The 24,606-nt window shown below is 70.1% G+C and carries 27 protein-coding genes; 11 read left to right on the forward strand and 16 right to left on the reverse strand.

Going from position 1 to position 24,606, the window contains the following annotated elements:
- On the reverse strand, positions 1-897 hold the full coding sequence (locus tag OHA88_RS18640) for an NYN domain-containing protein (protein ID WP_030969626.1): 897 nt from the start codon (positions 895-897) through the stop codon (positions 1-3).
- Between the two features lie 211 nt (positions 898-1,108).
- Between OHA88_RS18640 and OHA88_RS18645 the strand changes: the two genes are divergently transcribed.
- The gene (locus OHA88_RS18645) at positions 1,109-1,261 is read left to right on the forward strand and encodes a hypothetical protein (RefSeq protein WP_177328023.1); all 153 of its coding nucleotides are present in this window, start codon (positions 1,109-1,111) and stop codon (positions 1,259-1,261) included.
- Positions 1,262-1,338: 77 nt separating this feature from the next.
- Here OHA88_RS18645 and OHA88_RS18650 read toward each other — a convergent pair whose 3' ends face one another.
- From OHA88_RS18650 to OHA88_RS18660, 3 genes are all read right to left on the reverse strand, one after another.
- Positions 1,339-1,944, reverse strand: coding sequence for a MarC family protein (locus OHA88_RS18650; RefSeq protein ID WP_328626348.1), 606 nt, complete (start codon positions 1,942-1,944; stop codon positions 1,339-1,341).
- Between the two features lie 136 nt (positions 1,945-2,080).
- Positions 2,081-2,947, reverse strand: a complete 867-nt coding sequence (locus OHA88_RS18655) for a PHP domain-containing protein (RefSeq protein WP_328626349.1) — start codon at positions 2,945-2,947, stop codon at positions 2,081-2,083.
- 128 nt (positions 2,948-3,075) lie between these two features.
- Positions 3,076-3,720 (reverse strand): DUF6758 family protein, encoded by a 645-nt coding sequence (locus OHA88_RS18660; RefSeq protein ID WP_267002161.1) that lies wholly within the window; start codon positions 3,718-3,720, stop codon positions 3,076-3,078.
- A gap of 157 nt (positions 3,721-3,877) precedes the next feature.
- Here OHA88_RS18660 and OHA88_RS18665 point away from each other — a divergent pair, with 157 nt between their 5' ends.
- Positions 3,878-5,110 carry an MFS transporter gene (locus OHA88_RS18665; protein WP_328626350.1) on the forward strand — a complete coding sequence of 411 codons (1,233 nt, stop codon included), beginning with the start codon at positions 3,878-3,880 and terminating at the stop codon, positions 5,108-5,110.
- Between the two features lie 87 nt (positions 5,111-5,197).
- Here OHA88_RS18665 and OHA88_RS18670 read toward each other — a convergent pair whose 3' ends face one another.
- Positions 5,198-5,782 (reverse strand): suppressor of fused domain protein, encoded by a 585-nt coding sequence (locus OHA88_RS18670; protein WP_328626351.1) that lies wholly within the window; start codon positions 5,780-5,782, stop codon positions 5,198-5,200.
- A gap of 408 nt (positions 5,783-6,190) precedes the next feature.
- On the opposite strand from OHA88_RS18670, the gene OHA88_RS18675 reads away from it, so the two are divergent.
- Both OHA88_RS18675 and OHA88_RS18680 read left to right on the forward strand, forming a co-directional pair.
- The gene (locus OHA88_RS18675; protein ID WP_328626352.1) at positions 6,191-7,306 is read left to right on the forward strand and encodes a magnesium and cobalt transport protein CorA; all 1,116 of its coding nucleotides are present in this window, start codon (positions 6,191-6,193) and stop codon (positions 7,304-7,306) included.
- Between the two features lie 13 nt (positions 7,307-7,319).
- Entirely contained in the window at positions 7,320-7,844 is a 525-nt protein-coding gene (locus OHA88_RS18680) for a hypothetical protein (RefSeq protein ID WP_328626353.1), read from the forward strand.
- Between the two features lie 16 nt (positions 7,845-7,860).
- On the opposite strand, the gene OHA88_RS18685 is transcribed toward OHA88_RS18680, so the two are convergent.
- A complete protein-coding gene (locus OHA88_RS18685; RefSeq protein ID WP_328626354.1) occupies positions 7,861-8,631 on the reverse strand; it encodes a hypothetical protein in 771 nt (256 codons plus the stop codon).
- Positions 8,632-8,835: 204 nt separating this feature from the next.
- On the opposite strand from OHA88_RS18685, the gene OHA88_RS18690 reads away from it, so the two are divergent.
- Genes OHA88_RS18690 through OHA88_RS18700 form a run of 3 tightly spaced genes read left to right on the forward strand, consistent with a single transcriptional unit; the run spans position 8,836 to position 11,849 of the window.
- The gene (locus tag OHA88_RS18690) at positions 8,836-10,110 is read left to right on the forward strand and encodes a magnesium transporter MgtE N-terminal domain-containing protein (protein ID WP_267002174.1); all 1,275 of its coding nucleotides are present in this window, start codon (positions 8,836-8,838) and stop codon (positions 10,108-10,110) included.
- Positions 10,100-10,672, forward strand: coding sequence for a DUF1003 domain-containing protein (locus tag OHA88_RS18695; protein ID WP_328626355.1), 573 nt, complete (start codon positions 10,100-10,102; stop codon positions 10,670-10,672). Before OHA88_RS18690 ends, OHA88_RS18695 begins: the two co-directional genes overlap by 11 nt.
- A gap of 43 nt (positions 10,673-10,715) precedes the next feature.
- The gene (locus OHA88_RS18700; protein WP_267002179.1) at positions 10,716-11,849 is read left to right on the forward strand and encodes an Mrp/NBP35 family ATP-binding protein; all 1,134 of its coding nucleotides are present in this window, start codon (positions 10,716-10,718) and stop codon (positions 11,847-11,849) included.
- A gap of 105 nt (positions 11,850-11,954) precedes the next feature.
- Here OHA88_RS18700 and OHA88_RS18705 read toward each other — a convergent pair whose 3' ends face one another.
- The 5 genes from OHA88_RS18705 to sigE all read right to left on the reverse strand — a co-directional run bounded on the left by OHA88_RS18705 (position 11,955) and on the right by sigE (position 16,952).
- A complete protein-coding gene (locus tag OHA88_RS18705) occupies positions 11,955-12,614 on the reverse strand; it encodes a hypothetical protein (protein WP_328626356.1) in 660 nt (219 codons plus the stop codon).
- A gap of 118 nt (positions 12,615-12,732) precedes the next feature.
- Positions 12,733-13,209 carry a sec-independent translocase gene (locus tag OHA88_RS18710; protein WP_326605638.1) on the reverse strand — a complete coding sequence of 159 codons (477 nt, stop codon included), beginning with the start codon at positions 13,207-13,209 and terminating at the stop codon, positions 12,733-12,735.
- 106 nt (positions 13,210-13,315) lie between these two features.
- Positions 13,316-15,091 (reverse strand): S1C family serine protease, encoded by a 1,776-nt coding sequence (locus OHA88_RS18715; RefSeq protein ID WP_328626357.1) that lies wholly within the window; start codon positions 15,089-15,091, stop codon positions 13,316-13,318.
- Positions 15,092-15,201: 110 nt separating this feature from the next.
- Complete coding sequence (locus OHA88_RS18720) at positions 15,202-16,194, reverse strand: zf-HC2 domain-containing protein (RefSeq protein WP_328626358.1); 993 nt, start codon at positions 16,192-16,194, stop codon at positions 15,202-15,204.
- The gene (gene sigE, locus OHA88_RS18725) at positions 16,191-16,952 is read right to left on the reverse strand and encodes an RNA polymerase sigma factor SigE (protein WP_199919160.1); all 762 of its coding nucleotides are present in this window, start codon (positions 16,950-16,952) and stop codon (positions 16,191-16,193) included. Before sigE ends, OHA88_RS18720 begins: the two co-directional genes overlap by 4 nt.
- A 180-nt stretch (positions 16,953-17,132) precedes the next feature.
- Between sigE and OHA88_RS18730 the strand changes: the two genes are divergently transcribed.
- Positions 17,133-17,798, forward strand: a complete 666-nt coding sequence (locus OHA88_RS18730) for an O-methyltransferase (RefSeq protein ID WP_030915381.1) — start codon at positions 17,133-17,135, stop codon at positions 17,796-17,798.
- A gap of 110 nt (positions 17,799-17,908) precedes the next feature.
- Here the strand turns inward: OHA88_RS18730 and OHA88_RS18735 are convergent, their stop codons facing one another.
- A complete protein-coding gene (locus tag OHA88_RS18735) occupies positions 17,909-18,076 on the reverse strand; it encodes a DUF3117 domain-containing protein (protein ID WP_003966491.1) in 168 nt (55 codons plus the stop codon).
- A gap of 312 nt (positions 18,077-18,388) precedes the next feature.
- On the opposite strand from OHA88_RS18735, the gene OHA88_RS18740 reads away from it, so the two are divergent.
- A complete protein-coding gene (locus OHA88_RS18740) occupies positions 18,389-19,201 on the forward strand; it encodes an enoyl-CoA hydratase/isomerase family protein (protein WP_328626359.1) in 813 nt (270 codons plus the stop codon).
- A gap of 7 nt (positions 19,202-19,208) precedes the next feature.
- Here the strand turns inward: OHA88_RS18740 and OHA88_RS18745 are convergent, their stop codons facing one another.
- On the reverse strand, positions 19,209-19,793 hold the full coding sequence (locus OHA88_RS18745; protein WP_328626360.1) for a DNA-3-methyladenine glycosylase I: 585 nt from the start codon (positions 19,791-19,793) through the stop codon (positions 19,209-19,211).
- Entirely contained in the window at positions 19,790-20,311 is a 522-nt protein-coding gene (locus OHA88_RS18750) for a hypothetical protein (RefSeq protein WP_328626361.1), read from the reverse strand. Before OHA88_RS18750 ends, OHA88_RS18745 begins: the two co-directional genes overlap by 4 nt.
- Before the next feature lie 110 nt (positions 20,312-20,421).
- Here OHA88_RS18750 and folP point away from each other — a divergent pair, with 110 nt between their 5' ends.
- The gene (folP, locus tag OHA88_RS18755; RefSeq protein ID WP_328626362.1) at positions 20,422-21,294 is read left to right on the forward strand and encodes a dihydropteroate synthase; all 873 of its coding nucleotides are present in this window, start codon (positions 20,422-20,424) and stop codon (positions 21,292-21,294) included.
- Positions 21,295-21,426: 132 nt separating this feature from the next.
- On the opposite strand, the gene OHA88_RS18760 is transcribed toward folP, so the two are convergent.
- Both OHA88_RS18760 and dapE read right to left on the reverse strand, forming a co-directional pair.
- Positions 21,427-22,176 (reverse strand): TIGR00730 family Rossman fold protein, encoded by a 750-nt coding sequence (locus tag OHA88_RS18760; RefSeq protein ID WP_326605632.1) that lies wholly within the window; start codon positions 22,174-22,176, stop codon positions 21,427-21,429.
- An 85-nt stretch (positions 22,177-22,261) separates the two neighbouring features.
- Positions 22,262-23,341, reverse strand: coding sequence for a succinyl-diaminopimelate desuccinylase (gene dapE / locus OHA88_RS18765; RefSeq protein ID WP_328626363.1), 1,080 nt, complete (start codon positions 23,339-23,341; stop codon positions 22,262-22,264).
- A gap of 61 nt (positions 23,342-23,402) precedes the next feature.
- On the opposite strand from dapE, the gene OHA88_RS18770 reads away from it, so the two are divergent.
- Complete coding sequence (locus OHA88_RS18770; protein WP_328626364.1) at positions 23,403-24,359, forward strand: hypothetical protein; 957 nt, start codon at positions 23,403-23,405, stop codon at positions 24,357-24,359.
- Positions 24,360-24,606 lie beyond the last annotated feature (247 nt).

Genomic DNA, 24,606 nt, shown 5'->3' on the forward strand with positions numbered 1-24,606 from the left:
TCAGTACTGCGCCTGCAGGTGCTGCCAGAAGCCGTCGCGCAGCGCCCGCCGCAGGTGGGCGTGGCCGCGCAGCGAGTGCTGGAGGAGTCGTTCGGCCTCGACCAGCAGATCCTGGTCGACGGAGCCCGGCAGGTAGGGGTGTCCGGGCAGCAGATCGGCGAGGGACTCGCGACCGCGGGCGGCGAGCCAGGCCGCGGCGATCTGCGCACCGACGAAGCGGACATCGTCACGCGAGGGAGCCGGGGTGTCGTCCTCGTATGTGGTGACGGGGCGTCTGGTGACGTACGGGCGGCAGAAGTCGAGGTCGAAGGTGCGCTGACTGTCCACCTCCCAGAGCAGCGGTTCGGCCTGGTTGCGGCCCTCTCCGGCCTCGATGCCCCACAGGTGGACCCGGGCCCCGTACCCCTGCGCCGCCTCGACCGCCGACACCAGGTCCTCGTCGCCGCCGACGAGCGCCGCGTCGCTGATGGCGCGGTGCCGGGCGAGCGATTCGAGGTCGGTGCGGATGAGTGAGTCGACCCCCTTCTGCTGGTTGTTGGCGTTGAGGTTGCCGAGTCTGACCTTGACGTCGGGGAGTTCGGCGATGGACTGCTGCTCGACGGTGTGGATCCGGCGCCTGGCCCCGTCGTACCAGTACACGCGCAGGAGTCTGCTGTCCGCGAAGATCGTGCGGGCCTTGTCGATGAACGCCTCGATCAGCCCTTCCGCATCGAGGTCGAAGGAGCGCCGGTCCTCGGTGCCGGTGACGAGCAGCCCGGCCGCCGCGTACACATAGCCCGCGTCCACGAAGATCGCGTGGGTCGAAGGGGTCTTCGACACCTCGGCGAGCATGCGTTTGAGCAGCTCGTTGGTGCGGTCCAGGCGCTCGCCGATCTCTGCGATCTCTGCCTCGCTCATACGGACCTCATCGTCCGCGCACGACCCATTACCCACTGGTACTTAGACATCCAAAAAATTTCCTTAGCGTAGGGAATGTTTGCAGAGAGCATGCCGTTGTACACCCTGTGGAGCGCGAGACATCGATGCCTGGTGCTCCACATCCTTGCGGACGGACCATCCGTCCTCCCCAGTAGTTCTCCAGCAGGAGGATCAGACGAAGGGAAGCCATATGCGCTTCGAGATCATGCGACTCGACGATGTCGACGGTACCGCCGTGGACAGCACCGTCGTGGACGCCGCCTCCGTCAACCGGATCGTGCAGCAGGCCGCCGCGATAGGCCAGCGCATCTATATCCGCCCGGCCGAGACCTCGGCTTCGTAACACCTGACGACGCACAAAGACGAAGCGCCCCCGTACGGACTGTCCGTACGGGGGCGCTGTGGCATGTGCGGGCGCCGTCAGGAGCCCTGGATGACCTGGGTGATCCCGTTGATGATCTGCTGTACGGCGATGGCGGAGAGCATCATGCCGGCAAGCCGCGTCACCAGCACGACACCGCCGTCCTTGATCACACGGATGATCAGCAGCGAGTAGCGCATGGCGAGCCAGAGCACGACATGCATGACGATGATCGCCGTCCAGACGGAGATCTGGGTGGCGAAGCTGTCGGCGTGCTGCACCGCCAGGATCACCGACACGATCGCCCCGGGTCCGGCGAGCAGCGGCATGCCGAGCGGTACGAGCGCCACGTTGACGTCCTTCGTCTGCGTCGGCTCGTCGGTCTTGCCGGTCAGCAGATCGAGCGCGATCAGCAGCAGAAGGAGTCCGCCGGCGATCATCAGGGCGGGGACGGAGACATGCAGATAGTCGAGGATCTGCTGGCCGAGCACGCCGAAGACGGCGATCACACCGAAGGCGACCGCAACCGCCTGGAACGCCATCCGGCGCTGGATCTTGGCGGGCCGTCCGGCAGTCAGGGCGAGGAAGATCGGGGTGATCCCGGGCGGATCCATAATCACAAAAAGCGTGAGAAAAAGGGATCCGAAGACAGCAACGTCGAACACAGTGAGGCCTTGCGAGAAGAGAGCGGGTCGAGACAGGACACGCGCAGCCCACAGCCAGGTCCGGCCGGGCACGCGAAGAGAGAAGGGGGTGCGTACGCGAGAAGCGATGAAGTGCGCGAGGCGCGCAGACGGGGAGCTACGCGGGGCGGGGTCCGCCGGCACCCGGCACCGGGAAGGCTCCCGTGGCGCGCCGGGTGATCTCGCCGTAGATCTCCGGGTCGGTGGTGTATTCGCCGAGCCGTACGGTCTTCCGGCTGCCGTGGTAGTCGCTGGAACCGGTGGCCAGCAGCCCCAGTTCCTTGGCGAGGCCGCGCAGCCGGGCCCTGGTCGGCTCGTCATGGTCCATGTGGTCGACCTCGATGCCGTCGAGGCCTGCCGCGGCGAACCGGGCTATCGACGCCTCGGGCACCACCTCACCGCGCTTGACGGCGAGCGGGTGGGCGAAGACGGTGACGCCACCGGCAGCCTTGACCAGCCGGATCGCTTCGAAGGGGTCGAGTTCGTGCTTCTCGGCGTACGCGCGTCCGCCGTTGGCGAGCCACTCGGGGGTGAAGGCGTCGGAGACGGTCTCGACGACACCGAGCTCGACGAGCGCGGTGGCGATGTGCGGCCTGCCGACCGATCCGTCGCGGGCGATCCGGGCGACCTGCTCCCACTCGACGGGAACGCCGAGCGCCTGGAGCTTGCGCACCATCGTCCGTGCGCGCGGCACCCGGTCGTCGCGGACCAGCTCGCGTTCGCGCGCCAACTCGGGCTCGTCGGGGTCGAAGAGGTACGCGAGCATGTGCAGGCCCACGCCGTCCATCCGGCAGGAGAGCTCGGCGCCGGTGACGAGAGTGAGGCCCTCGGGGAGCGCGGCGATCGCCTCGGCATGGCCGCGGACGCTGTCGTGGTCGGTGAGAGCGACGACATCGAGCCCTGCCGCGGCGGCGTTCCGCATCAGCTCGGCAGGGGTGTCCGTGCCGTCCGACGCGGTGGAGTGGGTGTGCAGGTCGATGTGCACGACGCGTACTCCAGTGCTCTCAGCCGGACAGGGGGGACGCCCAAGGATAACCGGCATTCGAACACCGCCCGGTCAGGACGGCAGGACAGCGGGCAGGGCGGCAACGCGGCCGGGACCGTGTGCCGCGCCTAGGGCTGGCTGAGCAGTCGTGGGCTGAGCGCCCCGCAGGGCACGAGGTCGACCTCTGCCCCTGCGTCGCGCAGATCGGTCAGTATCAGCTCGTCGTACATCAGCAGCGCGGACTGCTCGGGCCAGACGACCGCCCACAGCCAGAGCCCGCGCGCCTCACCCGCGAAGACCGCCCGGTCCTCGGGGGCGCTCTTGACCTGCCAGAGCGGGGTGGGCCGTCCGGCGGCCAGCACCTTGGCGTTGGGCGGGCCGTCGACGTGGAGGTACGGGCCCGGATCGGGGCCGTCGATCCCGGCGTAGCGCGCGCCGAGGCCGACCCCGAGCTCCTCGGCGACGAGCAGCATCTCGCCCACCCCGCCGAGCGGACCCGGTCCCGAGCAGGCGACGACGGTGGCGCGGCCGCCGCTGCGGTCGTCGCCCGCGTAGGCCACGCCGGTGAACAGCCAGCCGACCGGCAGCGGCCAGGGCATCCACACCGGTACCCGGGCCCGGTGCACCACCACGCCGAGCGCCTCGACGCTGGGTGGGATCACCGGCTGCAACGGATACACGGCGCCGTGCACGGCGCACTGCCAGGTGTCGGCGAAAAGACCGGGCGCCCTGACCCGGCCACCGCACTTCGGGCAACTGGGTTCGCCCCTCATAGCGCCCAACGGTCCTCCCCGGCTGTCGCCGCGTCAAGGACGATCACCCGTCCGCAGCGTGGCTCCCACCAGGATAAATAGATGTAGCTTGCATTCATTAGGTTCTCTAACTTATTCTATGTACAACGCATCGATCTACTGGAGAGCGAGAACCCCCATGCCGGCAGAGGATCCATTCGATCAGGGAACGGGCAGCATCCTGCGCCAGCCCAAGGCCGTCTGGGCCACCGCGGGCGCCTCGGTTGTCGCGTTCATGGGAATCGGGCTGGTCGACCCGATCCTGCCGTCCATCGCCAAGGGACTCGAGGCCACACCCAGCCAGGTGTCCCTGCTCTTCACCTCGTACTTCCTGATCACCGCGGTCGCGATGCTGGTCACCGGATTCGTCTCCAGCCGCATCGGCGGCCGTAAGACACTCCTGACCGGCCTCGCGCTCGTCGTCGTCTTCGCCGGGCTCTCCGGCACTTCGTCGTCCGTCGCGGAACTCGTCGGCTTCCGGGCCGGCTGGGGACTCGGCAACGCGCTCTTCGTCTCGACGGCGCTCGCCGTGATCGTCGGCGCGGCGGCGGGCGGCAGCTCCGCGGCGATCCTGCTGTACGAGTCGGCGCTCGGCCTCGGCATGGCCTGCGGTCCGCTGCTCGGCGCGCTGCTCGGTGACGCCAGTTGGCGCTATCCGTTCTTCGGCACCGCGGCGCTGATGGCGATCGGCTTCATCTGCATCACGGCGTTCCTGAAGGAACAGCCGAAGCCGGCCCGCAAGACCTCACTGCTCGATCCGGTCAGGGCGCTCGGTCACGGCGGCCTCGCCTCGGTCGCCACCTCGGCGTTCTTCTACAACTACGCGTTCTTCACGATCCTGGCGTTCACCCCGTTCGTGCTGAACATGACGCCGTACAAGTCGGGCGCGGTCTTCTTCGCCTGGGGTCTGCTGCTCGCCGTCTTCTCGGTGCTCGTCGCACCCCGGCTGCAGAAGCGCTTCGGCTCGCTCAAGGTGCTCGGCGCCTCGCTGGTCCTGCTCGCCGTCGACCTGCTGATTCTCGGCTACGGCAATCACACCGCGGCGATCGTCTGCACGATCGTCTCCGGCGCCTTCATCGGCATGAACAACACCGTCTACACGGAGCTGGCACTCGGCGTCTCCGACGCGCCGCGCCCGGTGGCGAGCGCGGGCTACAACTTCGTCCGCTGGTTCGCCGCGGCTGCCGCCCCGTATCTCGCCCCGAAGATCGAGGAGTGGAGCAACATCCACGTCCCGTTCGTGGTCGCCGCGCTCGCGGCCGTGGCCGGCGCGCTCGTCGTCCGGATCCGGCGTACGTCCCTGACCCATGAGGCGGAGGAGCTGGAGCCGAAGCACGCCACCGAGGACGGCGTCACGGTCTTCGCCAACTGACCTCCGGGTCAACCCTGTTCCGCCCCGCCCGCGGCTCCCCCTCCTGGCCGCGCGGCGGGGCTTCCCGCACCCCGTATGACGTAGGTCTCAGTCCAGGGCCACGGAGGCACGCAGCGGATCACGCAGATCCGTCCCGTGCGACAGCCACCGCTCCTGGAGCTCCTGCGCCCCGCGGACCCGCTTCCACGCCGCCTCGTTGTGCGTCATCGGCAGCAGCGGCAGGAACCGCACCGGCTCCATCGGCTCGTCCAGCTCGAGGTCCTCGACCAGACCACCCGACTCGGCGACCAGCACCGAGCTGAACGGCGCCCCGGGCCAGAGCGGTTCACCGAGGTCCAGCGAGGCGCCGGGCGCCACGATCAACCCCTCGACCTGCGGCGAGGCCGCCAGCACCGCCAGCCCGCGGAGAACCTTGTCGGTGTCGGCAAGACCGGCCCGCACGGAGAGGACCAGCTCGGCACGTGGCCCCTTCACCGGGTCCGCGAGGGCTGCGGTCGGGTCGGCCATCGGCTGGGCGGACATGCCGAGCGTCGCGTAGCGCACCACATTGCCGTCGACGAAACGGAGCACCTCGATCCGGTCCGTACCGAGGAACGTCACCGCGGCGCGTGCGTCCGGTTCACCGAGAGCCGTCCGCAGACGGGCCTCGACCAGAGCAAGAATTTCTCCCATGTGGCGAGCATAGAACGCGTATCGAACGGGCAAAGTAAGGGATTGGCCCTGTGTCGGCTGATAGTCTTGGCCGCTGGTCGGACAGCACGCAGAAGCGTCGCTCTCAGTTCCGACGACACGTCATCCCCCACGGGGGACCGGCTGGAGGAGGTGGGGCTGCAATGGATCGAAGTCGATCGTGCAGTACCGATCGCTCTTCCGCCCGACACCTTTCTTCGGTGATCTGAAGCCTTCTCGGTCAAGGCCCGGGGCATTGCGCACGACGGAAGAGCACTCCTTTTTTGCCTGTCTGTAGCGAACGCCGTCATCGTGCCGCCGCGGTGCCGCCCGCTTTGCGGATGTGAGCACACGTCCCCATTCCGGGCTGTTCCACGCGCCCGACGACGGCCCTCCGTGAAGGAGCCAGCCATGTCGATGATCCGTGACCTGCGCGCCGCCGTGCGCCCGTCCCTGCGTAAGACCAACGTCCTGCACAGCAATTACGACACCACCCGTGACCCGTCCGCCTCCAGCGCGGTCGTCGACTGCGCGGTCTACCGCAACGGGCGGCGCCAGGAGAGCGGAAATTGCCTCACACCGCACGAGGCGATGCTCCGGGTACGGGAGGAGGGCGGCTTCGCCTGGATCGGCCTCCACGAGCCGACCGAGGCCGAATTCGCCGGTATCGCCCGGGAGTTCGGTCTCCACCCGCTCGCCGTCGAGGACGCCGTCCACGCCCACCAGCGGCCGAAGCTGGAGCGGTACGACGACACGCTGTTCACCGTCTTCAAGACCATCCACTACGTCGAGCACGCCGAGCTCACCGCGTCCAGCGAGGTCGTCGAGACCGGTGAGGTGATGTGTTTCACCGGCCGGGACTTCGTCATCACCGTCCGGCACGGCGGGCACGGTTCGCTGCGTGCGCTGCGGCACCGGCTGCAGGACGACCCCGAGCTGCTCGCCAAAGGGCCGTCGGCCGTTCTGCACTCCATCGCCGACCATGTCGTCGACGGCTACATCGCGGTGGCGGGCGCCGTCCAGGACGACATCGACGAGGTGGAGATCGAGGTCTTCTCCACCCCCGCGAAGGGCAGCCCGCGCGGTTCGGACGCCGGCCGGATCTACCAGCTGAAGCGTGAGGTGCTGGAGTTCAAGCGGGCCGTCTCGCCACTGCTGCGGCCCATGCAGCTGCTCAGCGAGCGGCCGATGCGGCTGGTCGACCCGGACATCCAGAAGTACTTCCGGGACGTCGCCGACCACCTGGCGCGGGTGCACGAAGAGGTCATCGGCTTCGACGAACTGCTGAACTCCATCCTGCAGGCCAACCTGGCGCAGGCGACCGTCGCCCAGAACGAGGACATGCGCAAGATCACGTCCTGGGCGGCCATCATCGCCGTGCCGACCATGATCTGCGGCGTCTACGGCATGAACTTCGACCACATGCCGGAACTGCGGTGGACGTACGGCTACCCGATGGTGATGGGCGTCATCGGGGTCGTCTGCTTCTCCATCCACCGCTCGCTCAAGCGCAACGGTTGGCTCTAATAGAGTTGAGGTCATGACTGCTGCTGCCGCTGACTCGCTGCTGGGACCGGCCCTCGTCGAGGAGGCCACCAAGAAGTCCGGCCTCATCTGGGTGCGCGGCACCGGGCCCGCGCGGGCGCTGTGGCACGCATGGCACGAGGGGGCGGCCCATCTCGTCGGGGACGGCCCGGGCGAACAGCCTCTGCCGGCCGGTCTCACCGACGGGTCCGCCGCCGAGGTCACCGTACGCAGCAAGGACAAGGGCGGCCGGCTGGTCGCCTGGACGGCCGCCGTGACGGAGCTCGCGCCGCACTCCGAGGAGTGGGAGGCGGCGGTCGCCGAGCTCAAGGGCAAGCGGCTGAACGCGCCGGACGCCGAACAGATGACGGAGCGGTGGGCGCGCGAGTGCCGGGTACTGCGGCTGACGCCCGGCGACTCCCGTACGGACCTGCCGGACATCTCGCACGCGGCGCCGCCGCTGCCGACCCCGGCGACCACCCGCCGCCCCGTGCCCGACGCGCTCCCGCGCCTGCTGCTGAAGCGCCGCCGCAAGAGCTGACGGCGGCCGGGCGGCGCTACGAGGTCGACTCGGGGAGCTGCTGCCCGTAGTCCACCGTGTCGCCCTTGGCCGGGGCCTTCAGCTCGAAGTCCAGGCCCCAGTCGGCGAGCGTGAGAATGCCTCCGCCACCGCCGCGGGCGAACCGCAGCGGATACGGCGTGCCCTTCAGTGAGACGTCGAGCGCACCGCCCTCGCCCTTGCCGCCGAGGATCTGGACGGTACGGACGGAACCCACCTTGCCGTGGTCGCCCTTGTTGACCTTGCCGTGCAGCGTGAGCATCCCGTCGAGCAGGGTCTTCATGTCCGTGAAGCCGCGCAGCTGCTTGTACGTGGGGTCGCCCAGGGGGACCTTCACGTACTTGTTCCGGAGCTTGTCCCCGGCCGCGGCACCTGCGTCACCCTTGCTGTCCGTGCTGCCCTTCTCGTCGTGGCTCCAGAAGCCGGAGTCGGCCTTGAGGTAGACCTCGTCACCGATCCGCAGCAGCTCGAACGTGCTGTTCTTCGAGGTGAGCGAGCCCGTGCCGCCGTCCTCCTTGAGCCGCATGTCGATCTTGTACGTACCGCCCTTGCTGACCAGCGTGCCGGCCAGCCGCACCGCGTCCGCGGAGTCCGCCGCCTTCTGGGCCCGCTTCTCGATCTCCGCCGCCGAGAGTCTGCCGACGCCGTTGGTCCCCTTGTCCGGATCCTCGCTGCCGCACGCCGTCAGGGCTGCGGTCAGGCCCGCACAGAGCAGGATGGCAACAGCGGTCCGCCGGCGGGGAGCGACGGGCGGGACAAAAGAGGTCACGGGCGCACTGCCTCTCATCTGCGTGTCGGGGGTGGCTGACGGCAGCGTACCGGTGCCGGGTGGGCCGTCCGGCGCAGAGCCGTACGGACGGCTCCACCGGGCCGACCCGGAGCGGTACGGGCTAGCCTGATCCCGTCATAACAGCGAATAACCGGCTGAACAGACCTACTCCATCTCGACGGGGCGGAAGGAGGCACACCCAGCATGGCCGCAGGCGCCTCCCGGGTCTTCGTCTCGCACCTCTCCGGTGTGCCCGTCTTCGACCCCAATGGCGACCAGGTGGGCCGCGTCCGCGATCTCGTCGCGATGCTGCGGGTCGGCGGCCGTCCGCCACGGCTGCTCGGCTTCGTCGTCGAGGTGGTCAGCCGGCGCCGGATCTTCCTCCCGATGACCCGGGTGACGGGCATCGACTCGGGCCAGGTCATCACCACCGGCGTGGTGAACATGCGGCGCTTCGAGCAGCGCCCCACCGAACGCCTGATCCTCGGCGAGTTCCTGGACCGCCGGGTCCGGCTGGTGGAGACCGACGAGGAGGTCACCATCCTCGATGTCGCGATCCAGCAGCTCCCGGCCCGCCGCGACTGGGAGATCGTCAAGTACTTCGTGCGCAAGGGCAGGGGCGGGGCGCTGCGACGCAAGGGCGAGACCCTGACGGTGGACTGGTCCGCGGTGAGCGGCTTCTCGCTGGAGGAGCACGGACAGGGCGCCGAGTCGCTCGTCGCCACGTTCGAGCGGCTGCGCCCGACCGATGTGGCCAACGCACTGCACCATCTGTCGCCGAAGCGGCGCGCCGAGGTGGCCGCCGCGCTCGACGACGACCGGCTCGCCGACGTCCTGGAGGAGCTGCCCGAGGACGACCAGGTGGAGATCATCGGCAAGCTCAAGGAGGAGCGTGCCGCCGACGTCCTGGAGGCGATGGACCCGGACGACGCGGCCGACCTGCTCTCCGAACTGCCGGAGGAGGACAAGGAGCGGCTGCTGATGCTGATGCGGCCGGACGACGCGGCGGACGTGCGGCGGCTGCTGTCGTACGCGGAGCGGACCGCGGGCGGCCTGATGACCACCGAGCCGATCGTGCTGCGGCCGGACGCCACGGTCGCCGACGCGCTCGCGCGGGTCCGCCGCTCCGACCTGTCCCCGGCGCTCGCCGCGCAGGTGTACGTGTGCCGGCCGCCGGACGAGACGCCGACCGGCAAGTACCTGGGCACGGTGCACTTCCAGCGGCTGCTGCGCGACCCGCCGTTCACCCTGGTCAGCTCGATCGTCGACAGCGACCTCGTACCGCTGACCCCGGACACCCCGCTGTCGGTGGTGACCAGTTATCTGGCGGCGTACAACCTGGTCTCGGTGCCCGTCGTGGACGAGAGCGGGTCGCTGCTCGGTGCGGTGACCGTCGACGACGTACTCGACCATCTGCTGCCCGAGGACTGGCGCGAGACCGACTTCCACGGCGAGGAGTGGGTGGCCCATGGCGGGTGAGGACCGCTCCAGGGGGTCGGGGCCCGGGCCGTCGTCGACGGGGTCGTCGGCGATGACGCGCACCTCCAGGGGCCGGCTGGATCAGCCGAAGGATCTGCGGCCCCGGCTGCTGCCGGAGTACGACCCCGAGGCGTTCGGCCGGTTCTCCGAGCGGATCGCCCGCTTCCTGGGCACCGGGCGGTTCATCGTCTGGATGACGCTGATCATCATCGTCTGGGTGCTGTGGAACATCTTCGCCCCGGTGAGCCTGCGCTTCGACGAGTACCCGTTCATCTTCCTGACGCTGATGCTGTCGCTCCAGGCCTCGTACGCGGCCCCGCTGATCCTGCTCGCGCAGAACCGGCAGGACGACCGCGACCGGGTCACCCACGAGCAGGACCGCAAGCAGAACGAGCGCTCCATCGCGGACACCGAGTACCTCACCCGGGAGATCGCGTCCCTGCGGATGGGGCTCGGCGAGGTCGCCACCCGCGACTGGATCCGCTCGGAACTCCAGGACATGGTGAAGGACATGGACCACCGGCGCGCACTATTTCCTGCCGAGAGTGACGAAGACCGCTGACGGCCCATCCCGGCGGCGGGTCCGGGCGCCGTAACATCGTCGTATGGCTACCGAAGACGCGGTGCGCGAAGCACTGGCGACAGTGAACGACCCGGAGATCCACCGACCGATCACCGAACTCGGCATGGTCAAGTCGGTCGAGATCGCCGCTGACGGTGCGGTCGCTGTCACGGTGTATCTCACGGTGTCCGGCTGCCCGATGCGCGAGACCATCACCAAGAACGTGACCGAAGCGGTGGCGAAGGTCGAAGGCGTCACGCGCGTCGACGTGACGCTCGACGTGATGAGCGACGAACAGCGCAAGGAACTCACCTCGTCGCTGCGCGGCGGCACGGCGGAGCGCGAGGTGCCGTTCGCCAAGCCCGGCTCGCTGACCCGGGTGTACGCGGTGGCGTCCGGCAAGGGCGGCGTCGGCAAATCTTCCGTGACAGTGAACCTGGCGGCGGCGATGGCCGCCGACGGCCTCAAGGTCGGCGTCGTGGACGCGGACATCTACGGGCACAGCGTGCCGCGGATGCTCGGCGTGGACGGCAAGCCGACCCAGGTCGAGAACATGATCATGCCGCCGTCGGCGTACGGCGTGAAGGTCATCTCCATCGGCATGTTCACCCCGGGCAACGCCCCGGTCGTGTGGCGTGGCCCGATGCTGCACCGAGCGCTGCAGCAGTTCCTCGCCGATGTGTACTGGGGCGACCTCGACGTCCTGCTGCTCGACCTGCCGCCGGGCACCGGTGACATCGCGATCTCCGTGGCCCAGCTCGTGCCGAACGCGGAAATCCTGGTCGTCACGACCCCGCAGCAGGCCGCGGCCGAGGTGGCCGAGCGGGCCGGCTCGATCGCGGTGCAGACCCATCAGAAGATCGTCGGCGTCGTCGAGAACATGTCGGGCATGCCGTGCCCGCACTGCGACGAAATGGTCGACGTGTTCGGCACGGGCGGCGGCCGGAAGGTGGCCGAGGGCCTGACGAAGACGGTCGGCGCGGAGGTGCCGGTGCTCGGCTCCATCCCGATCGACGTACGTCTGCGCGAGGGCGGCGACGAGGGCAAGCCCGTGGTCCTGTCGGACCCGGACTCCCCGGCCGGCAAGGCGCTGCGCACGATCGCGGAGCGCTTGGGCGGCCGCCAGCGGGGCCTGTCGGGCATGTCTCTGGGAATCACCCCGCGCAACAAGTTCTGACCGACAGCCCGAGTCCTCGATCGCCGCGACGGAAGAAGCCCGTCCGGCGATCGAGGAAAGCGCGGCGAACCGGACGCGTCATGCCACGGCTCACCGATCGAGCCGCTACGCGTACGTGGCGATGTCCGCGATCACTGAGAACCCGAGTCCGTACGCGCTCATCCCGCGCCCGTACGCCCCGATGTGCACCCCGCCGCGCGCCGACCCCGCCAGCACCCACCCGTACTCGGACTCGCGGTAGTGGAACGGCACCGGAACCCCGTCCACCGGCAGGGACAGCACCGACCATGCGGGACCGTCCAGATCGTCGGCGAGTTCGAACGCCGTCTCCGTCTGCTGGTCCAGCCAGTCGTCGCGCAACGTGTGGTCCAGCTGCGCGGGCCAGGTGAACGACAGCAGGCCCGAGCCCGCCAGCCAGGCGGCCGACGACACCGTGGTCGCGTCCAGGACTCCCGTACCGTCGCCGCTGCGCCGCACGGGACTGCTGGCCACGGTCACCACGACCGCGAACCGCTGCTTGTCACCGCCCGAGTCGCCCCGGATGAGCGGCTCGTCACCATGCCCGGTCGATCCGTGCTGCACCGTGCCGTCCGCCGCCGTGCCGACCGGCATCAGCCAGCGCGGACCGGTGAAGGCCTCGTCCAGTCCGTACCAGGGGAACGACGCCTGCAGATAGCCGTCGACCGTACGCCGGGCCGCCGGCACCTCCTCCTCGGTGACTGCGTTGGACGCACCTTCCGCGCCTGCCCGACTTGTCGTCTCCATCTGCCCGGCCGCCTCCTCGATCCCTAGGGTCCGGAGTGGCCCGCCCCCCTCGGGCAGCCTCGCAACCGGACAGATGGAGAATAGCCATACCGTCCGGACGAGTCGGGATTGACCGGTGTCAGGTGGCGTCTGCGTCGAACGGCGGACGGTCGTCCTTCGCGGGCTGTTCACGCTTCTTGAGCAGGTCGGGAGCGCCCGGGGAGCCGTTCGCCGCGGTGATCGCCGCGCTGCCCGACACGCCGCCCGCGGACTCCACGGACGTGGTCTCGCGCCCGTGCACCGCGTCGGTGACCTCCGCCATCTCCTTGCGGAGGTCGAAGCTCTCGCGGATCTCCTTCAGCCCGAGATCATCGTTGCCGTCCATGAGCTGCTTGCGGACGAACGTCTTCGGGTTGAGGTCCTCGAACTCGAAGTCCTTGAACTCCGGGCCGAGCTCCGTACGGATGTCTTCCTTGGCGCTCTCGGAGAACTCACGGATCTTCCGGATGAAGCGCGAGGCGTCCTGGATGACCTTGGGCAGCTTGTCCGGGCCGAAGACGAGCACGCCGAGGATCACGAGCGTCACCACCTCGAGTGCGCCTATGTCATTGAACACCTGGTTGCTCCTCGTGTTCTCCGAGACCATGGACCGGGCCGGATGAGATCCGGCCCCGGCCCACGGTACCCGGCGGACCTGTCCGGGCGGTAGCGTCCCGGTGCCGTCACGTGCCCGTTGCGGACCCGAGAGTCAAAGTCATGGACAGGTCTTTACCACTGCGGGTCAGACCGAGGTCCAAACGGTCGCCCGGGCGGTGTGCGCGGATCTTCACGATCAACTCCTCGCCGCTGTGCACCCGCTGGCCGTCCACCTCGGTGATGATGTCGCCCGGCTTGATGCCGGCCTTCGCGCCGGGACCGCCCGGCGTCACCGCGGGCTTGCCCCCGGCACCCTTCGCCCCGACCTTGGCACCGTCACCGGTGAACTTCATGTCCAATGTGACACCGATCACCGGATGGGTGGCCTTCCCGGTGTTGATCAGCTCCTCGGCGACCCGCTTGCCCTGGTTGATCGGGATGGCGAAGCCGAGGCCGATGGAGCCCGCCTGGCCGCCCTCGGTCGTCGAACCGCTGTCGGCGGCGCGGATGGCGCTGTTGATGCCTATGACATGGGCGTCGGTGTCGACCAGCGGGCCGCCGGAGTTGCCCGGGTTGATGGGGGCGTCGGTCTGCAGCGCGTCCACGTAGCTGATGTCGCTGCCGTCGCCCTTCTCGCCGCCCGCGGTGATCGGCCGGTCCTTGGCGCTGATGATGCCGGAGGTGACGGTGTTGGACAGGTCGAAGGGGGCGCCGATGGCCACGACCGGGTCGCCGACCTGCACGTTGTCGGAGTTGCCCAGCGGCAGCGGCTTGAGCCCGGAGACGCCCTTGACCTTGACCACGGCGAGGTCGTAGCCACTGTCCTTGCCGACGATCTCGGCGCTCGCGGTCTCGCCGCCGCTGAACGTCACGGTGATGTCGCCGGAGGAGCCGGCCGGGGCGACCACATGGTTGTTGGTGAGGATGTGGCCCTCGTTGTCGAGGACGAAGCCGGTGCCGGTGCCCGATTCGGTGGTGCCGCTGACGTGGAGGGTGACGACGCTGGGCAGGGCGCTGGCGGCGATGCCCGCGACGCTGTCGGGGGCGCGGCCGCCGCTGTTCTTCGCGGCCTGCGGGAGCTCGACCGTGGTCAGGCCGCCGTTGCGCTCGATGTAGGCCCCGATGCCACCGCCGATGCCGCCCGCCACCAGGGCGAGCAGGAGCGCGCCGACGAGCAGCGAGCCGCGCCGGTCCTTCCCCCGTCCGCCGTCGGAGCCGAGCGGCCGGCCTGGCTGGGTCAGCGGCTGCCGGTACCCGCCCCAGGGGTCGTACTGCAGCCAGGGCGTGGACTGGGGCGGCTGGGGCGGGGGCGTGAAGGCCGTTGCGGGGACAGGGCCCGGGGTGGGGACGGGCGCGGGCCCGGCGGGCATGTCCGCGCCGTTCGTGCCCGCGTACGGCGCGGGTACCGGGGTGCCGTGGGCCGGCGTCGGGACCGGGCGCTGTACGGGCGGTGCGGGCGCCCAGGGTCCGGGGCCGCCGTACGGCGGGGTGCTGTACTCATCGGGCTCGTGCAGTGGCTTCACCGCCGGGGCCGGGGCGGCGGATGCGTGGGCCGCCGGTGCGGGGGCCGGGGCTGCGGGAGCCTGCGCCACGGGCTCGGGTGTCATGGACTGCGCGGGCGTCACGGGCTCGGGTGCCACGGACTCAGGTGTTATCGACTCCGCGGGAGTTACCGGCTCGGGTGCCACGGGCTGCCCGGGCGCCACCGGCTCGGGCCGTGCGGGTGTGTCCGCGGGCCGCGCGTCCTCGACCGGTGCATCCACCGCGGCGGCTGCACTCTCCGGCGCTGAAGTGGTGGTGTGCCCCGACGTGGGACGGCTCCACCACTTCGCCTTCGGCCCGGTGGGCTTTCCGTCGTCCATGTTCTCCCCGCAACTGCCGCAACTGGCCCTCTGCACGCCCGCGAGGGACATCCCTCCCGGCATTCCTCCCGGGATTCAACCAGGTTTGCGAATGGCTGCGCAGACCCCGGTCAGCGCCGGGGAGAAAGCGGCAGAGCGTGATCGGCGGAGCTCGGCAGGGCCGAGGCCGATGTGGGCGTCCAGGACGAGGTCGGCGAGGGCGCGGAGGAGGAGGGGGTCAGTCCGCTGCCGAGCGCCCGGGCGAACAGGGGGCTGGTAGCAGTCGGGCGTATCAGCGGCGACGCGGACACATTGGTCAGCACCGGGACCATGAAGGGGTTGGGCGTGACGAGGCCCGTGCCCAGCATTGCGGGTACACGGCCGCTCGGCTGCTGGAACGGCGTGGCGGCGGCGACGGTGGGGCTGCTGTGGGGCGCTGCCGATGTGCCGATGCCGCCACCACGGCGGCTGGTCACGCTGCCGCTCTCGGCGCGTGCGTCGGCGCCGAGGGGCGTCACATTGTTTCCGGCGCCCTCGGCACGGACCGGGGCGTCGGGACCGGCGTCCGTCGGCAGGGCACCGCCGAGCGCGATGGCCGCCAGCGAGACGGCGCTGGCCGCCGCGAAGGCGAACCTGCGACCGCGCCACGGCGAACGGTCCGCGTCCCGGCCCACCTCATGGATGGGGAACGCGGAGCGCGACGCGGCATCCGGAAGCACCGCGGCCGAGGCGTGCGGTGTCGGGAGATAGCCGAAGCGGTCGAGCGGCGAGCTCCCCGAAGCTGAATCGGTGCGGCTGCCGGGAGGCTGGATCGCGGGGAAGAGTCCGTCGGCGAAGCGCCCGGAGCCGCCGAATGGTCTTCCTTGGCTGTCGTCGTCACCACCAGGTCCCCCGGGAAGGCCCTGAAGCCGGGCGAGGAACCCCTCGGACGGCGAAGGCGGGGCGGACTGTGCGAAGACGCTCTTCAGCCGCCGCTGGGCAGCAGCCTCGGCCTTGCACTTGGCGCAGGTCGCGAGATGGGCGAGCACCCGGTCACGGACGTCATGTTTGAGCTCACCGTCGACAAGCGCGGCAAGCCGGTCCCCCAGATGCTGTTCCGCAGGGGTCGGACCCGTGCCACTCACGCCGATCCGCCCTCCCCCGCCACCATCGCGCCCGCCAGCGAGCGCTGCTCGGCGCGGGCCTCGGGGGAACGGTGCTGCAGCGCCTTGCGCAGATGCGAGCGTCCGCGGTGGATGCGGCTGCGCACGGTGCCGAGCTTCACGCCGAGTGTCGCGGCGATCTCCTCGTACGAAAGTCCCTCGATGTCACAGAGCACGACCGCGGCGCGGAACTCGGGCGCAAGGGTGTCCAGCGCCTGCTGCACGTCCGCGTCGAAGTGGGTGTCGTTGAAAACCTGCTGCGGGGACGGCTCACGGCTCGGCAGCCGCTCGGCGGCGTCGTCGCCGAGGGAGTCGAAACGGATCCGCTGCTTACGACGCACCATGTCCAGGAACAGGTTGGTCGTGATGCGGTGCAGCCAGCCCTCGAAGGTGCCGGGCGTATAGGTCGACAGCGAACGGAACACCCGGACGAAGACCTCCTGGGTGAGGTCCTCGGCATCGTGCTGGTTGCCCGTCAGTCGGTAGGCAAGGCGGTAGACACGACCGCTGTGCGTGCTGACGATCTCTTCCCATGAGGGCGGCATCCAAGCCTGGGAGTCCGCATCTGAGGCGAAGGTCGCGGTCGGTGCGGAGTCGCTGGAAGAACGGTCAGCAATGTTGGTCACGGATTTCGGCTCACCCGCCGACCTGAGGAAGCGCCGTAGCACTCCTCCCCGATCCACAGGCGCAGCCGCACCTCCCCTGTCGGCTCTGGTGGTGTCCAGTGGAGCCCCTACCATAGCCACCTCGCCCGTTAGCTCCGGATAAGCCTTTTTCCTGCTGGGGCCGGGGGCCACCCCGGAACCGCCGCCGCGGATTCCCGGGCCCGATCTGCGGGCCCCGTCCACGCGCTTTCCCCTGCCCCTTGATAACGCCCGGTCCCATCTGCGGGTTCCCGGGTACAGCGGATACAGTCACCGTTGCGCCAACTACGGGGACAGGAGAGGGTCATTACCGCCAACCGGCAGACGAGCTGGGCGTTCGCCGACGCCTTTGTCGCCGAGGACGAAGCACTGCGCTGGGCCCGGGACCGGGCCCGGGACGCAGGTCTCCGCTCGGTGTCGCCAGGCACCGGCGCCGCGCTGCGCCTGCTCGCTGCCACGACGGACGCCAAAGCGGTGGCCGAGATCGGCACCGGAACCGGCGTCTCCGGCATCTATCTGCTGCACGGGATGCGACCCGACGGCGTACTGACCACGGTCGATCCGGAGCCGGAGCGCCAGCAGTTCGCCCGCGAGGCGTTCCGGGCCGCGGGGTTCGCCGCCAATCGGGCCCGGTTCATCCCGGGACGCGCCCTCGACGTACTTCCGCGACTCGCGGACGGCGGATACGACCTGGTGTTCTGCGACGGCGACCGGCTGGAGAGCCTGGACTGCCTCGCTGAATCGTTGCGCCTGCTGCGACCCGGTGGTCTGGTCTGCTTCGAGGGTGTCTTCGCGGACGGCCGCACGGTCGACTCGGCGGCGCAGCCCGCGGAGGTGCTGAGGCTGCGGGAGCTGTTGCGGGCGGTGCGGGAGAGCCAGGAGCTGATGGCCACTTTGTTGCCGGTGGGCGACGGGTTGCTGTGCGCGGTCCGGCGCGGCTGACCGTCCGCCGGTCCTCGCCCCGTACCCGGGGCTGCGAAGTGGCCCGGACGCACCACTGCCCCGGCACGGGCTCCGTGGCGGGGCAGTGGTGAAGTGTGGGCGCCTCTGCGTCAGCCGACGACCTTCTTGAGGGCGTCGCCGAGCGCATCGGCCTCGTCCGGCGTCAGCTCCACGACAAGCCGACCGCCGCCTTCGAGCGGAACGCGCATGACGATGCCCCGCCCCTCCTTTGTCACCTCGAGCGGGCCGTCGCCCGTCCGCGGCTTCATGGCCGCCATGCTCGTTCCCCTTCCTGAAACCAGCTCATATCAACCGGCGGCCCCATGACAGGCGCTGTGTCACCGGCATCGAACACATTGCTTCTTGGCCATTATCCCGCATCACAGACCCCGATGACCAACATCGGTCTGCATCGCTTGCGCAACGCGCTCTCTCAAAACCACTCAATTCGGCGATCCGACTGCGATACTCCGTCGCCTTCACCCCTGCATCGGGGTGCAATTGTTAGACGCAGGTCACATGTTCGCCCTCCGTGATGTCGGCCATGCTTGCCTCGACAGGCATTGCCCGAGGCGCAAAGGGGACAGCAAATGGCGGACAACGTGGCCGACACGGTGCTCTACGAAGTGACTGACGGTCTCGCGACGATCACGATCAACCGGCCCGGCGCGATGAACGCCATGAACACGGCGGCCAAGGTCGCGCTCCGTGACGCGCTGCAGTCGGCTGCCGCCGACACCGCCGTACGGGCCGTTCTGCTCACCGCGACCGGGCGCGCCTTCTGTGTCGGCCAGGACCTCAAGGAACACGTCGCCACACTCGCCGCCACCCGCGAGTCCGGCACGGGCAATGCGCTGAGCACCGTGCAGGAGCACTACAACCCGGTCGTACGGGCCATCACCGGGATGGAGAAGCCGGTCGTCGCCGGGGTCAACGGTGTCGCGGCCGGTGCCGGCTTCGGGTTCGCGCTCGCGTGCGACTACCGGGTGGTGGCCGACAGCGCGTCCTTCAACACCTCGTTCGCCGGGGTCGCCCTGACCGCCGACTCGGGCGTCTCGTGGACGCTGCCCCGGCTGATCGGTCAGAGCCGCGCGGCCGATCTGCTGCTCTTCCCGCGTTCGATCTCCGCACAGGACGCCTACGAGCTGGGCATCGCGAACAAGGTGGTGCCCGCCGACGACCTCGCCGCGGAGGCCCTGGCGGTGGCCCGCAGGCTGGCGGACGGTCCGACGGTGGCCTACGCCGCGCTCAAGGCATCCCTGGCGTACGGCGCCGGCCACACGCTGAGCGAGACGCTGGAGAAGGAGGACGAGCTCCAGACGAAGGCGGGCGCGTCGGAGGACCACACGATCGCGGTGCAGGCCTTCCTGGACAAGGCGAAGCCGAAGTACCTGGGGAAGTAGCTCTCCGCTACGCCGCGGTACCCCGGGCCACGCAGTCCGCCAAGTGGTCGTCGACCAGGCCGCATGCCTGCATCAGGGCGTAGGCCGTCGTGGGGCCGATGAAGCGCAGGCCGCGCTTCTTGAGGTCCTTGGCGAGGGCCGTGGACTCCGGGGTGACCGCCGGGACGTCGCCGAGGGTGCGCGGGGCGGGGCGGGTGGCCGGGTCGGGGGCGTACGACCAGATCAGTGCGTCCAGCTCGCCGTCCGGCCAGTCGGCCAGCACCTTGGCGTTGGCAAGGGTCGCCTCGATCTTCGCGCGGTTGCGGATGATCCCGGCGTCGGCGAGGAGACGTTCCTTGTCGGCGTCGGTGAACTCGGCGACCGCGGGGATCTTGAACCCGGCGAAGGCGCTGCGGAACCCTTCCCGGCGGCGCAGGATCGTCAGCCAGGACAGTCCGGACTGGAACGCCTCCAGGCAGAGCCGTTCGAACAGGGCGTCGTCGCCGTGGACGGGGCGGCCCCATTCGGTGTCGTGGTAGACGAGGTAGTCGTCGGTGGACAGTGCCCAGGAGCAGCGCAGCCTGCCGTCGGCCGCGGCTTCGACGCCGCTCATCGCTGCGGCTCCTCGCCGGGCCGGGACCCGGACTGCGGCCCGGAAGGTCCGGACGGGGGGCCGGGCGGCGTCGGCGGGTGCGGCGGTTCCCACGGGGACCGCTCGGGGCGCGGCGGGTGCGACCGCTCGGGGCGCGGCGGGTGCGGCGGTTCCCACGGGGACCGCTCGAGGCGCGGCGGGCGCGGCGGCTCCTTGAAGAGCCCCTTGCCGCCCGCTGCGGTCGCCTGCGCGCCGGCGAGCGCCGACTCCAGCTCGGCGATCCGCGCGTCCCGTTCGGCGAGCTCGGCGCCGAGCCGGCCGAGGGCGTCGTCGACGTCCGTCATCCGGTAGCCGCGGGCCACCACGGGCAGTCGCATCGCTTCTATGTCCGCGCGGCCGACCGGCCGGTTCACGGGCAGCGGGTCGGTCAGCTGCTCGGGCGCCACGTCCTGCAGGACCGCACTCTTCCCTCCGCCGACCACCGCGAGGGTGACCGCGGCCACGACCACCACCATCGCCAGCAGCAAGAACCAGAACACGCGCATCTCCCCGGGAGCGAAAACCTGTCCGGCTCCGATCGTGCCATGCGGTGCCGACAGTTAGGGTCGCAGGCGACCCACGGGGCGATCTACCAGAGGAGAAACACGGGATGCGAAGCGGTGCGCTCAGGCTGGGGCGGCGCGAATTCGGGGCGCACGAGCCGGTGATCATGGCGATCGTGAACCGTACTCCGGACTCCTTCTACGACCAGGGCGCGACCTTCCGCGACGAGCCCGCGCTCGCCAGGGTCGAGCAGGCCGTCGCGGACGGCGCCGCAATCATCGACATCGGCGGGGTGAAGGCCGGTCCCGGCGAGGAGGTGACGGCCCAGGAGGAGGCCCGACGCACGGTCGGGTTCGTCGCCGAGGTGCGGCGCCGCCACCCGGATGTCGTCATCAGCGTCGACACCTGGCGCCACGATGTCGGCGAGGCGGTCTGCGAGGCCGGTGCGGATGTGCTGAACGACGCGTGGGGCGGCGTCGACCCGAGGCTCGCGGAGGTCGCCGCGCGGTACGGGGCGGGGCTGGTGTGCACGCACGCGGGCGGCGCCGAACCGCGGACCCGGCCGCACCGGGTCGTGTACGACGACGTGATGGCGGACATCCTGCGGGTGACGGAGGGGCTGGCCGAGCGGGCCGTGGAGCTCGGGGTCAGGCCGGACGGCATCATGATCGACCCCGGCCATGACTTCGGGAAGAACACCCGGCACTCGCTGGAGGCGACGCGTCGGCTCGGTGAGATGACGGAGACCGGCTGGCCCGTCCTCGTATCGCTGTCCAACAAGGACTTCGTCGGGGAGACGCTCGACCGGCCCGTGAAGGAACGGCTGGTCGGGACGTTGGCGACGACCGCGGTGTCGGCCTGGCTGGGGGCGCGGGTGTATCGGGTGCACGAGGTGGCGGAGACGCGGCAGGTGCTGGACATGGTGGCGTCGATCGCCGGACATCGGGCGCCGGCGGTGGCGCGGAGGGGACTGGCGTAGCCGGCGCATGAGGTGGCAGGGGGCCTGCGGCAGGCCCCCCGTCCCTTCCCGAAACCGGGGCTCCGGCCCCGGACCCCGCGCCTCGATCGCCGGAGGGGCTCGAACAAGCCCGTCCGGCGCCGGCGTGCCGTCCTACCGGCCGACTTCCTTCGTCACCAGGGTGACCGCCTCTTCCACGCTGTCCGTGACGTGGAAGAGCAGCAGATCCCGCTCGGACGCCTTCCCCTGCGCCACCACCGTGTCCCGCAGCCAGTCGACGAGCCCGGACCAGTACGCGGTGCCGAAGAGCACGATCGGGAAGCGTGTCACCTTGCCCGTCTGGACGAGGGTGAGCGCCTCGAAGAGTTCGTCCAGGGTGCCGAGGCCGCCGGGCAGGACGACGAAGCCCTGCGCGTACTTCACGAACATCGTCTTGCGGACGAAGAAGTAGCGGAAGTTGACGCCGATGTCGACGTGCGGGTTGAGGCCGGACTCGAAGGGCAGCTCGATGCCGAGGCCGACCGAGACGCCTTTCGCCTCCCGTGCCCCCTTGTTCGCCGCTTCCATCGCTCCGGGCCCGCCCCCGGTGATCACCGCGAAGCCCGCCTCGACCAGCGCCTTGCCGATCTGTACGCCCGCCTCGTAGTCCGGTCCGCCGGCCGGGCTGCGGGCCGAGCCGAAGACGCTGATGGCGCTGGGCAGCTCGGCGAGGGCGCCGAATCCTTCGACGAACTCCGACTGGATGCGCATCACCCGCCATGGGTCGGTGTGCACCCACTCGGAGTCGCCCTCGGTGTCCAGCAGCCGCTGATCGGTGGTGCCGGGCTGTACCTGTTCCCTGCGGCGCAGTACCGGTCCGAGCCGCTGCTCCTCGGGGACGTGCGCTTCCTCGGGGTTGCCCATGACCTGCTCCCTCCGACGACATGCCGACGTTGTGTGTCAGGTCAGGGTAGATCTACGGAGGTTACGCACAGGGGAATGCTGTGGGTCAGCCGGTGAGCCAGGAGCGGAGCCGCTCCTCGCAGTGGGTGATCCGGTCGACGGCCACGTGCTCGTTGCGCTTGTGCGCGAGGAGTGCGTCACCGGGTCCGTAGTTCACCGCGGGGACGCCGAGCGCGCCGAAGCGGGAGACGTCCGTCCAGCCGAACTTGGGCTGGGCGGTGCCGCCGACCGCCGCCATGAACGCCTTGGCCGCCGGGTGGGAGAGGCCGGGCATCGCCGCTCCGGAGTGGTCGTCGACGGTGAACTCGACGACGCCGCAGTCCGCGAAGACTTCGTGGACGTGGGCCAGTGCCTCTTCGGCGCTGCGGTCGGGGGCGTACCGGTAGTTGACGACGACGGTGCAGGCGTCCGGGATGACGTTGTTGGCGACGCCCGCCTCGATCCGTACGGCGTTGAGGCCCTCGCGGTACTCCAGCCCGTCGATGACCGGCCGGCGCGGTTCGTACGCGGCGAGGCGGCCGAGGATCGGGGCGGCGGCGTGGATGGCGTTGGACCCCATCCAGCTGCGTGCGGAGTGCGCTCGCTCCCCTTCGGTACTGAGAAAGACCCGCAGGGTGCCCTGACAACCGCCCTCGACCTGGGCGTCGGACGGTTCGAGGAGGACGGCGAAGTCGCCCTCCAGCCAGTCCGGGTGGGCGTCGGCGACATGGCCGAGCCCGTTGAGGTGTGCGGCGACCTCTTCGTTGTCGTAGAAGACGAAGGTCAGGTCGCGGTTGGGCTCGGGCACGGTGGCGGCGATCCGCAGCTGGACGGCGACGCCGGACTTCATGTCGGAGGTGCCGCATCCCCAGAGCACGCCGTTCTCGTCGAGCCGGGACGGAACGTTGTCGGCGATCGGGACGGTGTCGATGTGTCCGGCGAGCACCACGCGTTCGGCGCGGCCCAGCTGCGTCCTGGCCACGACGTTGTTGCCGTACCGGTCGACGGCCAGGTGCGGGAGGGCGCGCAGAGCCGTCTCGATCGCGTCGGCCAGCTCTTTCTCGTCCCCGCTGACCGACGGGAAGTCGACGAGCCGGGCGGTGAGCGCGGGGCCGTCCAGGGTGAGGTCAAGCGTGCTTTCGGGCATGGAACCGACCCTAAGGGACTTCGGTCTCGGGCCCGCTCGGCCCCTCCAGTACGGTGGGGCCGTGCCCCGGACCGCCTCCTCCACCCGCCGACACACCCGCCGCAGCCGCCCCTTCCGTATCGGGGCAGCCTTTGCCGTGCTTCTCGCCGTGGCCGGCTACCTGACCGTGCAGTACGTCACCGGCAACAAGGGTGGCGAGCGGTGCACGGTGCAGTCCGCCGACGGTTCGGCGGGCCGGGGGCATACATACCGGATGAGCCCGGAGCAGGCCGCGAACGCCGCGACGATCTCCGCGGTCGGGACCTCCCGCGGGATGCCGGAGCGTGCGGTGACGATCGCGTTGGCGACGGCGCTGCAGGAATCAGGGCTGCGCAATATCCAGCACGGCGACCGTGACTCACTCGGGCTGTTCCAGCAGCGTCCCTCGCAGGGGTGGGGCACCGAGAAGCAGATCCTGGACCCGGTCTACTCGGCCGGGGAGTTCTATCAGCATCTGGCCGAGGTCCCCGGTTATTCGCGGCTGCCGCTGACCGTCGCGGCGCAGCGCGTGCAGCGCAGTGGCTACCCGCAGGCGTACGCGAAGCACGAGCCGGATGCCGCGCTGCTGGCCGCCGCGCTGACCGGCCGTACGCCCACGGCGCTGAACTGCACGCCGACGCGGACGGCGGTCGCAGTGGCCGACGCGACGAAGGTGCGCGCGGAACTGGTGCGGACCTTCGGCAAGGGCGTGCTGCCCGCCGCGGGCGCGGCGAAGGATACGGCGTCGGCGGGCGGGACGTCCGGCGGGGCGTCGGCGGCGGGCACGGTCTCGGTGCCGGTGAAGTCCACCCGGACCGCCGGGGACGGCGGCACGGTGCAGCGCGGCTGGGAGCTGGCGCACTGGGCGGTGGCGCAGGCCGAGGCGCTGGACATCGACGAGGTCGCGTATGCGGGCCGGGTGTGGAAGGCCGGGTCGGGCTGGCGGACGGAGCGTGCGGAATCGGGCACCGCAGAGGTCCGTATGCGGCTCGTTCGCTAGTACGGAAGGTCCCTCGTACGGGCCATCCGGCCTTTCCGGAACCGGTGGTCACCGCACCCTTTCGACACCTCTCCCTCCGTTACCCAAATCCCTTGGGAACAAAGAGAAGTGACGGTTCATCGAACACTCGGCGAATGCAATGTTTGCCCGGGTTCCTCCGTTGCCGATTATGTGACGCATTACCGACTCTTTACCTCGGCACACCGCAACCTCTCCCTCCCCCACGACGGTTGTCACTGCGTCCGGT

The sequence above is a fragment of the Streptomyces sp. NBC_00353 genome (assembly GCF_036108815.1).
Taxonomy (GTDB): Bacteria; Actinomycetota; Actinomycetes; order Streptomycetales; family Streptomycetaceae; genus Streptomyces.

Excerpts from the sequence above, each read along its gene's own strand:
- OHA88_RS18640 (WP_030969626.1), bottom strand. The coding sequence starts at position 897 with ATGAGCGAGGCAGAGATCGCAGAGATCGGCGAGCGCCTGGACCGCACC.
- OHA88_RS18645 (WP_177328023.1), top strand. The coding sequence starts at position 1,109 with ATGCGCTTCGAGATCATGCGACTCGACGATGTCGACGGTACCGCCGTG.
- OHA88_RS18660 (WP_267002161.1), bottom strand. The coding sequence starts at position 3,720 with ATGAGGGGCGAACCCAGTTGCCCGAAGTGCGGTGGCCGGGTCAGGGCG.
- OHA88_RS18665 (WP_328626350.1), top strand. The coding sequence starts at position 3,878 with ATGCCGGCAGAGGATCCATTCGATCAGGGAACGGGCAGCATCCTGCGC.
- OHA88_RS18670 (WP_328626351.1), bottom strand. The coding sequence starts at position 5,782 with ATGGGAGAAATTCTTGCTCTGGTCGAGGCCCGTCTGCGGACGGCTCTC.
- OHA88_RS18675 (WP_328626352.1), top strand. The coding sequence starts at position 6,191 with ATGTCGATGATCCGTGACCTGCGCGCCGCCGTGCGCCCGTCCCTGCGT.
- OHA88_RS18680 (WP_328626353.1), top strand. The coding sequence starts at position 7,320 with ATGACTGCTGCTGCCGCTGACTCGCTGCTGGGACCGGCCCTCGTCGAG.
- OHA88_RS18690 (WP_267002174.1), top strand. The coding sequence starts at position 8,836 with ATGGCCGCAGGCGCCTCCCGGGTCTTCGTCTCGCACCTCTCCGGTGTG.
- OHA88_RS18695 (WP_328626355.1), top strand. The coding sequence starts at position 10,100 with ATGGCGGGTGAGGACCGCTCCAGGGGGTCGGGGCCCGGGCCGTCGTCG.
- OHA88_RS18700 (WP_267002179.1), top strand. The coding sequence starts at position 10,716 with ATGGCTACCGAAGACGCGGTGCGCGAAGCACTGGCGACAGTGAACGAC.
- OHA88_RS18705 (WP_328626356.1), bottom strand. The coding sequence starts at position 12,614 with ATGGAGACGACAAGTCGGGCAGGCGCGGAAGGTGCGTCCAACGCAGTC.
- OHA88_RS18715 (WP_328626357.1), bottom strand. The coding sequence starts at position 15,091 with ATGGACGACGGAAAGCCCACCGGGCCGAAGGCGAAGTGGTGGAGCCGT.
- sigE (WP_199919160.1), bottom strand. The coding sequence starts at position 16,952 with ATGGTAGGGGCTCCACTGGACACCACCAGAGCCGACAGGGGAGGTGCG.
- OHA88_RS18735 (WP_003966491.1), bottom strand. The coding sequence starts at position 18,076 with ATGGCGGCCATGAAGCCGCGGACGGGCGACGGCCCGCTCGAGGTGACA.
- OHA88_RS18740 (WP_328626359.1), top strand. The coding sequence starts at position 18,389 with ATGGCGGACAACGTGGCCGACACGGTGCTCTACGAAGTGACTGACGGT.
- OHA88_RS18745 (WP_328626360.1), bottom strand. The coding sequence starts at position 19,793 with ATGAGCGGCGTCGAAGCCGCGGCCGACGGCAGGCTGCGCTGCTCCTGG.
- folP (WP_328626362.1), top strand. The coding sequence starts at position 20,422 with ATGCGAAGCGGTGCGCTCAGGCTGGGGCGGCGCGAATTCGGGGCGCAC.
- OHA88_RS18760 (WP_326605632.1), bottom strand. The coding sequence starts at position 22,176 with ATGGGCAACCCCGAGGAAGCGCACGTCCCCGAGGAGCAGCGGCTCGGA.
- dapE (WP_328626363.1), bottom strand. The coding sequence starts at position 23,341 with ATGCCCGAAAGCACGCTTGACCTCACCCTGGACGGCCCCGCGCTCACC.